The sequence below is a fragment of the Mongoliimonas terrestris genome (assembly GCF_001927285.1).
Lineage (GTDB): Bacteria > Pseudomonadota > Alphaproteobacteria > Rhizobiales > Pleomorphomonadaceae > Chthonobacter > Chthonobacter terrestris.
This window is the reverse complement of record NZ_MSIG01000046.1, coordinates 1-1764: the sequence shown is the minus strand read 5'-3', so window position 1 is coordinate 1764 and position 1764 is coordinate 1. Positions and strand designations below refer to the sequence as shown.

Genomic DNA, 1764 nt, shown 5'->3' with positions numbered 1-1764 from the left:
CGACGTCCGCCTTCTGCCGGGCGAGCGCCTTGCCATATTAAAGACCGACAGCACTCCCAACCTGCACCCAAAAAGTGCCATCGTAGACGAACTCAATCGAGTTTTGCGCATTTGCTGAAATTATAGGCGACCATGAAACTTTAAAAACATCACTCCAATTTACTACCCAACCCCCTACATTGTCTTGCAAAAAAATAAAACCAATACGTTGACCGACGGCTGGCTGAGATGGCGCATCAACGTACATATCTCCAATCAGTTTTACGGACTTCAGCGCGCCATTCTGCCAGCTTGGCGTAATATGACGTTTATATTGCATTGTTTCCAAGCGAGACTTGTGACCATTTACCGAAAAATCATTATTTCCACCACCTACAGCGACGCGTATGGGAAATGAATTAATGTTTTTAGTGGTCAGAGCAATCCGCCCCCCCTCGCTGTTGGTGTGGATGGCAATACCGTAATAAGGTCCCCCAACAAAATCGGGATTAAGCTTTCCAACGAACGCTTCAACCTGAATACTCGGCGCTCTATATATATTTATTCCAGCCAACCTGCCAGAAACCGAGTTAATCCGGCAGTCGCCGTCACTTTCCAAGCCTAGACCGATGAATGCGCTCAGATGTCTAGTTCCTTGTCCTTCCAGACGAAACCCATAACTTGCGGCCTCCTGGCTTTTCAAGTTTGAAGCAGTAACACCAGCAGATCTCCAAAAGAAATAATTAGTTGATAATGTTGGATCATGTCCGCGTCCATTGATCTCATTTTTAATTATTGGAGATCTCTCAGATTTAAGTAAGTATTGACCTGATCCCCAAACTTTCATATCACTATAAAGAACTGCGGACGCAACACATCGAATTCCATCGCAATACGATCGCCCAATATTCCAGTTAGAGCGACTACCATCTACCCCGGCATCAAAGACGCCAAAGCCATTGCAGTCGTACACAATGATATTTTTAAAATTACTATCGCGTGTGTACGGACCTATGTCCAAACCTGTTCCATGATAGTTTCTGATTTCGAGACCCTGGACTTTGTGACGCGGGATGAAGGAGCCGCCACCAACGCCACCTAAGTGCGACACAGATACTCCACCACAGGCCCGGTGACTGATCTGAAAATTTTTGTCGCCAAACAGCGCGAAGTTATAAAGCTCCACGCCCTGGCTGTTCCAAGCCCTCTGATCAGTTTGATTGTAGAGTGAAAGGTGATAACCAGCAAAATCTCCCCGTTTTCGGCGCAGCCCCGCACCAGTATTGTCAGCGTCAAACCGCGCATGTGCAGCATCTCCCTCGATCCGCGTCCCAGGGAGAAGAAACAGTTTTCCCGTTGTATAGGTACGCCTTAGACGTAACGTCCGGCCCTCATCTGACGCCTCTTGAATGGCTGCCTGGATCTTGTCCGTTGCGTCTGAGTTCCACCGACTTGGAGGGTTGCGCCACTCCGGGTCGATGGAGGATTTGACTATCGAAAATAGTGGCAAAGGTCCGCTTAAGCCAACGGCAAAGCCGGTGGGCACAGCACAGCAAAAGGCGCGGCGAGACAGCATAGAAGCCTCTCGTAGATATAAGCTGCGTCAAATATAAACTATTCCCACTTTTTTTAAAGTCAACGAATTCGACAGCGCTACGTGTGTACCTTTAGGTATCACTCCGGAAATGTCTCTCTCACTGAGGATTGTCTCCGGCAGGCATACACCGTTAGGAACACACGCACGCATCAAATCGGTGGACCGACCGAAACGGGCGGCCCAGGGGG

At 48.6% G+C, this 1764-nt stretch carries 1 protein-coding gene; it reads right to left on the bottom strand.

Annotated elements, in window-relative coordinates; all coding sequences use genetic code 11:
• Positions 1-37: 37 nt before the first annotated feature.
• A complete protein-coding gene (locus tag BUQ68_RS23495; protein WP_139315309.1) occupies positions 38-1555 on the bottom strand; it encodes a hypothetical protein in 1518 nt (505 codons plus the stop codon).
• Between the last annotated feature and the right edge of the window lie 209 nt (positions 1556-1764).

Coding starts and splice junctions, on each gene's coding strand:
- BUQ68_RS23495 (WP_139315309.1), bottom strand. CDS start 1,555: ATGCTGTCTCGCCGCGCCTTTTGCTGTGCTGTGCCCACCGGCTTTGCC.